Annotated in this window: 6 protein-coding genes and 1 tRNA gene; 6 read left to right on the top strand and 1 reads right to left on the bottom strand. The window is 57.7% G+C overall.

Going from position 1 to position 5,764, the window contains the following annotated elements; genetic code table 11:
• Window positions 1–75 precede the first annotated feature (75 nt).
• Window positions 76–303, top strand: coding sequence for a hypothetical protein (locus H5U08_RS08725; protein ID WP_297032222.1), 228 nt, complete (start codon window positions 76–78; stop codon window positions 301–303).
• Window positions 303–1,544, top strand: coding sequence for a site-specific integrase (locus H5U08_RS08720; RefSeq protein WP_297032221.1), 1,242 nt, complete (start codon window positions 303–305; stop codon window positions 1,542–1,544). The genes H5U08_RS08725 and H5U08_RS08720 overlap by 1 nt, the downstream gene beginning before the upstream one ends.
• A 91-nt stretch (window positions 1,545–1,635) precedes the next feature.
• On the opposite strand, the gene H5U08_RS08715 is transcribed toward H5U08_RS08720, so the two are convergent.
• Window positions 1,636–1,719 (bottom strand) — tRNA-Leu (locus H5U08_RS08715).
• A 192-nt stretch (window positions 1,720–1,911) separates the two neighbouring features.
• Between H5U08_RS08715 and H5U08_RS08710 the strand changes: the two genes are divergently transcribed.
• The 4 genes from H5U08_RS08710 to H5U08_RS08695 all read left to right on the top strand — a co-directional run.
• Window positions 1,912–3,192 carry a CCA tRNA nucleotidyltransferase gene (locus H5U08_RS08710; protein ID WP_297032219.1) on the top strand — a complete coding sequence of 427 codons (1,281 nt, stop codon included), beginning with the start codon at window positions 1,912–1,914 and terminating at the stop codon, window positions 3,190–3,192.
• 41 nt (window positions 3,193–3,233) lie between these two features.
• Entirely contained in the window at window positions 3,234–3,434 is a 201-nt protein-coding gene (locus H5U08_RS08705) for a hypothetical protein (protein WP_297032217.1), read from the top strand.
• A gap of 133 nt (window positions 3,435–3,567) precedes the next feature.
• Window positions 3,568–5,112, top strand: a complete 1,545-nt coding sequence (locus H5U08_RS08700; RefSeq protein ID WP_297032215.1) for an NADH:flavin oxidoreductase — start codon at window positions 3,568–3,570, stop codon at window positions 5,110–5,112.
• Window positions 5,109–5,764 (top strand): hypothetical protein (locus H5U08_RS08695; protein ID WP_297032213.1); only part of this gene is annotated, 656 nt, incomplete at its 3' end. The genes H5U08_RS08700 and H5U08_RS08695, both read left to right, overlap by 4 nt.

The raw sequence follows: 5,764 nt of genomic DNA, 5'->3' as shown, positions 1-5,764 counted from the left end.
CGGGTTCTACCACCCTTCCCAGAATGTATCATTACTGTTACAATACTCAGGAAGTAGATTGGAGACTGAACACCTATGGCCAAGACCTGGAAGTCAATCCACAAAGCTCTTCGCGACTGCATTCTTTCCTGCGGCAAAAGCTACAGCCAGATCGCTCGGGAAACGGGGATATCTCGCCCAGCCTTGTACAGGCTACTTGCCGGCAGAGGCTTGTCATTAAAGCACACCGAAACCCTGATGCGATACTTTCGGTTGGTGATTGTTTCTGAAGCGTTTGACGAGTTAAAGCAGGAGCAGGGTTGATGGCTACATTAACCAAGGATAGTAAGGGGTGGCGCATCCGCTGGTACACTCGGGAAGGTGAACGAAAGAGCCTCCGCTTCGGAAAGTGTAGCGAGCGCGTGGCCAACCAACTTTTCGCGGTAACCTCCCGGCTTATCGATGCTACGGAGTGGGGCCTTCCCCCTGACCCTAAAGTGAAAACCTGGTTGGAAAACCTGCACCCTGAGTTTGTCGCCAAACTCCAGAAAGCAGGTTTACTGGAATCCGTCCGTCAAGTGACACTCGGGCAAGCCACTACGGAGTTTTTGGAGAGATCGCAACACTATGCCGCGTGGACTCTCTCTAACATTCACCAGGCCTTTAGATACTTGATCACCTTCTTCGGCGAAGATCGGCCCTTGGGATCGGTTAGGGTTGCAGATGTTGAGGACTACAAGCGGTGGTTACTTTACGAGGCACAAACCAGGGCAGGGCGTCGAGGCCTCTCCGAAGCCACGGCGGCTAAGCATCTTTCATGGGCGGGCACCCTCTACCGCGACTTTATCAAACGGGAGATCATCACACACAACCCGTTTGATGGCGTCCAAAAGGGTTCCCAAGTGAATCGCGACCGTCGGGTCTATGTACCCGCTGGAATCATTGAAACGCTCATCGAGCGGGCCCCAAGTTTGGAGTGGAAGCTCTTGCTAGCCATGGCACGGTACATGGGGGTGCGAGTGCCCAGTGAGCCATTCAGTATGACCTGGGATTGTGTCGATTGGGAGCGTTCGCTTATTCGCGTGCCGTCACCCAAGACAGCCAAGCAGGGCAAACCCTTCCGAATGGTTCCTGTCTTTCTTCCGATCCGACCACATCTGGAGGCCCTGTGGGAACAAGCAGAGGGGAAGACTCATATCTTCGAAGAGCTTCGTAAACGGGACTCCATAAAAAGTGGGGATCGAGGGAACTGGAAGGCGGTCAACCTTCGGGAACAACTCAAGCGGATGATTATCAGAGCCGGCGTCCCCCCGTGGCCCAAACTTTGGCAGAATCTCCGATCAAGCGCTGAAATGGATCTTTTGGCTAGATTCCCACCCGCCGCGGTATATGAGTGGATTGGTCACACAGCGGATGTGGCCCGCGGCCACTACTTCCAAATCAGACAAGCGGATATTGACAAAGCGATTAGTGAAGAATGGGCACCCCCAGATCGAGCGGTGGACCTAAAAGTGGCCCCGCAAGTGCATACAAGGATGTACAAAGGGATACAAAACGCGAACTAGCCCCTCGGGCACACTTTAGCTTAAGTTGTTTCTGTGCATCACTTTACATCAATTTGCTTTCCTATGCCTAACTCCCGTAAATACCCCAAGATGCCCTGGAGAGGATTCGAACCTCCAAGGGGTTTCCCCCACATGGTCCTGAGCCATGCGCGTCTGCCAGTTCCGCCACCAGGGCATTGGACATCCCAGCCGTCTGATGCCGCCGACCTGTAACGCTCCTCCACCTGGTCGCGTTGCCAATTGCCAGGCGCATCGGGCGCCAGGCCGTCGGGCTGGGTTCTTCACCGCTTGTCATTTATCATTTTAATGTTCGCCCGGCAAGTCGGGAAGCCTGCCCTTCCGTTTCATTTTAGCCGTCAGAAGCAGCATGCCGCCTGAGCTCGATCCCAAAAAACAGCGTCAGTTTGCCGTCTGGGTGGTGAGGCAACTCCGTGACGCGGGATTCATCGCCTACTGGGCGGGGGGATGCGTCCGTGACCAACTTCTCGGTCGCACCCCCAAAGATTACGACGTCGCGACCAATGCCCTGCCCGACCAGGTACGGCAGATTTTCGGACACCGGCGGACATTTGCCGTCGGCGCAGCCTTCGGAGTCATCACGGTCAACGGACCGAAAGGCGCCGGCCAAATCGAGGTGGCCACCTTTCGATCCGATCTGGGCTACAGCGATGGCCGTCACCCGGACCGGGTGGTCTTCTCATCCCCCCGCGAGGACGCACTGCGGAGAGATTTTACCATTAACGGCCTGTTTTACGATCCCATCGAAGATCGTGTGATCGACTACGTGGGGGGCGTCGATGACATCCGGCAGCGAATCATTCGTGCGATCGGCGACCCCTACCAACGGTTTGCGGAAGATAAGCTCCGGATGCTCCGTGCAGTACGGTTCGTCGCAGAGCTTCAATTTGCCCTCGATCCCCACACAGCCGCCGCCATTCGCAATCTCGTTCACCAGATCCGCGAGGTGAGTCAAGAGCGGATTCTCATGGAGCTGGAGCGGCTTTTTGTGGCTCCCGGGCGTGTGGAAGGGTTGCGTCTCTTTCGAGAACTGGGATTTCTGGACGTCCTCCTGCCAGAATTCAAGCCTGATACGCAGGAGAGGGAATCGGTCTGGGAGCTCAACCTCCGCATTCTTGGGGCGTTACCGGATCCGGACTTTCCCGTGGCGTTTGCGGCGGTGGCCAGGAAGCTGGTTGAACCGGGCGAACTGTCGCCCATCTGCAAAAGGCTGCGCATGTCGAACCAGGTCACGGACAAAATTGTCTGGTTGGTCGAACACGAGGAGGCCCTCGATCGGGCGCATCTCAGGCCTTGGTCGGAGGTGCAATCCCTACTCATCTCCCCCTGGATTCACGATCTTCTCAAACTGGCAGAAACCCGGGCCATTCAGGAAGGGACGCATGATCTTACCGGCTTTGAGTGGTGTCGGGAACGGCTGCAGTGGCCGCCTGAAAAACTCAATCCCCCCGTGCTTCTCAAGGGAGACGACCTCCACGCCTTGGGATTGCCACCGGGGCCCATTTATCGGGAAATCCTTCAGGAAGTGCGCCGTGCCCAGTTGGACGGGCTCCTCCCATCGCGCGAAGCGGCCATCGAATGGGTCCAGCGAAAGTTAAAATCAATGGATGGCGTGGGAGAACGGACGTAACTTCGGCGGGGGCCAATGCGACAAAGGAGGCAAAGGTTACAATGAGCAAGATGGACAAAAATCTCAACAAGCGGGATGCCCGGAAACTCGATGCCCTCCGGAAACGCTTGCGGGAGCTTCAGCAACGCCTGGCGGGAGCCAAAAAGCAGCCGGACGACCCCCGGGAAATTGAAACGCTGAGCAAAGAGATTGCGAGCGTGGAAGCCGAGATCGCGCGGATCACCGGGCAGCAGGGCGGATGACGCACCGGCAACGCTACGTCTGACGGTCGCCAGAGGGCCTGTCAGTTAATACGCACATCCGGGTGCCTGCGTCCTGGAACGATGCGGGATTCAATGTCGGGTTAAAGACAGCAACAGGAAGGGCTGCCAAGATATGCAATCGAAGAGCGCCGACTTCGTGAAAATAGCGTCCCTGAAGTCCCCGCAAGAACTTCGCGACCGTATCGCGGCTCTGGGGTACGAATTACCGGTGGATGATCGACCGTTGTCCGCTGCGGAAGGCTCCCCGCTAGCCCAGCCATTCGAGGTGGCCGACTTCCGAATCGGAAATCGCTGGTGCATCCACCCCATGGAAGGCTGGGATGGAACCCCGGACGGTCAGCCCAGCCAGCACACCATTCGGCGATGGGAACACTTCGGCGCCTCGGGAGCGAAACTCATCTGGGGTGGGGAGGCGTTCGCTGTCCGGCGCGATGGCCGGGCCAATCCCAACCAGCTTTATTACCGGCCGGAAAACAAGGAAGCGATGCGGCATCTCCTCGGCCGACTTCGCGAGGTCCATCGTGAGTGCTTCGGAGAGCGTGCGACGGACGACCTCTTTGTAGGGCTCCAGTTAACGCATTCCGGCCGCTTCTGCCGCCCCAATCGAAAGGATCGGACAGAACCGCGGATCGTGTATCACCATCCCGTGCTGGATGAAAAGTTCGGCATCGATCCCCGCGATGATTCGGTCGTTCTCAAGGACGAAGACATTGCCCCACTCATCGATGCCTACGTCGAGGCAGCCCGGATGGCACGCGATGTGGGTTTTCAATTTGTCGATATCAAGGCCTGCCATGGGTATCTGGGACATGAATTCCTCTCGGCATTCGATCGTCCCGGACCGTACGGCGGGGATTTACCCGGACGCTCGCGATTTCTCCGCGAGGTGATTCGCGCTGTTCGATCGGAATGTCCTGAGTTGGTCATCGGTGTGCGCCTCTCGGTTTTCGATTTTCCTCCGTTTCGCCCTGACCCCAGTCGGGCGGAGCCTGGAAAATTGGGGCCGGGAATTCCCCACGAATTTCCGGTGCCCTATCCGGGCTTCGGGTGCAATCGCTGGAATCCGCTGGAAATCGATCTCCACGAACCGATCACACTACTGAAAGAACTTCACGAGGCATGTGGGGTGGCGCTGGTCAATTTGACGGCCGGTTCGCCCTATTACAATCCTCATATCCAACGACCGGCCCTGTATCCGCCATCGGATGGCTACCAACCGCCAGAAGACCCGCTGTTGGGGTGTTTGCGACAGATTGCGGTGGTCAGGCAGATCAAGCAAGCTTTACCCCGACTCCCTGTGGTGGGCACTGCCTACACGTATTTTCAGGAATATCTGCCCCACGTCGCCCAGGCTGTTGTGCGAGAAGGCTGGACGGATTTTGTAGGAATCGGACGGCTGGCGCTGGCCTACTGGGAATTGCCGGGGGACGTCCTCGGTGGGAAACACCTCCAGACCAAACGCCTGTGCCGAACCTTCAGCGACTGCACCACCGCGCCACGCAACGGCCTTGTCAGCGGTTGTTACCCGCTTGATCCCTACTACCGTGCCTTGCCCGAGAATGAAATCCTCCGGGAAATTAAAAGCGGGCTCCGCGGGTCACGACGGCAGGTTGAAAAGCCATCGCAGGGCGTGAGCTCGTCATCAGGAGGGCTATGAAAACGCTTTGTCGCGCTTCGCACGATCCCCGCCGCTTTCGGTGTTACCCCCTTTTCGATCTTGCCGCGCTGTGGATTCGACTTGGCGGAGTGTTTTTCGTGCTCGGCGCGATTCTGGTTGCGGTCGCGATCCCGCTGTCAGCCAGGTTGCCTGTGGACCGCTCGCTCGTGCACATGCTTGCGGCCGACGACCCGGAGAGAAAAATCTGGTCGGAATTCGAGAAAATCTTTGGGACACAAGACTTTGTGCTCATCGCTTATCGAGATCCCCAACTTTTCGCCGCAAGCGGAGAGGGCATCGCGCGACTGGCCGAGGTGGCTCAACGGCTTCGTGCGGTGTCCGGCGTCAAAGATGTCTGGAGCTTGGACCAGCTTCTGGGGCCGGCGATTGTCACCCGATCTTCGCTTGCGGAGTCCGTGCGTCATTTATTCGAAAATTACACGCACAACGCCCAGGGAAACATGGCGGCGGTGATCGTCCTCCTCGATCCGCCTTCAGATTACGGCCAGGCTGAACGAGGGAAGGTAATCGACCAACTCACCGCAATCGCATCGAGCCTGCCGCAGGGAGTGATTGTGGGGCCTCCCGTGGTAGTAGAAACCGGATTCCGAAGGGTGGAGCGCGATGGTTCCCGGATTGCGTGGACGGCGGG

Origin of the sequence: Thermogutta sp. (assembly GCF_014359955.1) — a bacterium.
Classification (GTDB): domain Bacteria; phylum Planctomycetota; class Planctomycetia; order Pirellulales; family Thermoguttaceae; genus Thermogutta.
The sequence above is the reverse complement of the archived record's forward strand: the minus strand, read 5'-3'. Positions and strand labels throughout refer to the sequence as shown.